This is a genomic window from Methylobacterium sp. CCH5-D2 (genome assembly GCF_001556475.1).
GTDB lineage: Bacteria > Pseudomonadota > Alphaproteobacteria > Rhizobiales > Beijerinckiaceae > Methylobacterium > Methylobacterium hispanicum.
Genome location: NZ_LSIX01000331.1, coordinates 1 through 936, shown reverse-complemented (window position 1 = coordinate 936; position 936 = coordinate 1). Strand labels below are relative to the sequence as shown.

The window sequence follows — 936 nt, the reverse complement described above, 5'->3', positions numbered from 1 at the left end:
GGTGAACTTGTAGGCGCCGTGGCTGGTGCCCATGGCGACCGCGAGCGCGTCGACCTTGGTGGCGGCCACGAACTTCACCGCCTCGTCCGGGTCGGTCAGGAGCTGGTCGTGGGACAGCACGCCCTCGGCGCCGTGGCCGTCCTCGGCCTCGCCCTCGCCGCTCTCCAGCGAGCCCAGCACGCCGAGCTCGCCCTCGACCGAGACGCCGGCCCAGTGGGCCATCTTGGTGACGTTGCGGGTGATCTCGACGTTGTAATTGTAGTCGGCCGGGGTCTTGCCGTCGGCTTTCAGCGACCCGTCCATCATCACCGAGGTGAAGCCGTACTGGATCGCGGTGGCGCAGGTGGCTTCGTTGTTGCCGTGGTCGAGATGCATGCAGACGGGGATGTGCGGGTAGATCTCGACGAGGCCGTCGATGAGTTTCGCCAGCACCACGTCGTTGGCGTAGGCGCGCGCGCCCCGGCTCGCCTGGAGGATGACGGGGGAGTCGGTGGCGTCGGCCGCCGCCATGATGGCGAGCCCCTGCTCCATGTTGTTCAGGTTGAACGCGGGCACGCCGTAGCCGTACTCGGCGGCGTGGTCGAGGAGCTGCCGGAGGGTGATGCGTGCCATGGTTCGATCCTCGTCCGATGCGGCCTTGAGCCGGTCTGTCCCGTGCGGGCCTATATAGGTGCCGCCGCGCCGCGAGCCCGCGCGCAGCTGTGAAAAACTTGGGCGTATCTGCAAGCGATCGCTCGCTCACACCGTCTTGGCGGCCGCCGAACAGATGTCCCGCCCGAACCACCACGCGCCCCCTCTCCCGTGCGGGAGAGGGTTGGGGTGAGGGATGAGAACTGTCCGGAGAGGGCTGGCCATGGCCGCGGAAACAGAACGCCTCTTCAGGCACGCTCCGGGCCCCTCACCCTGTCCCTCTCCCGCACGGGAGAGGGGACCCGC

General features: G+C 68.6%; 1 protein-coding gene. It reads right to left on the bottom strand.

Annotated features, from left to right (window positions below; translation table 11 throughout):
• The coding region (locus AX737_RS08740; protein ID WP_197430508.1) for a class II fructose-bisphosphate aldolase at positions 1-612 on the bottom strand (612 nt) is incomplete at its 3' end.
• Positions 613-936 lie beyond the last annotated feature (324 nt).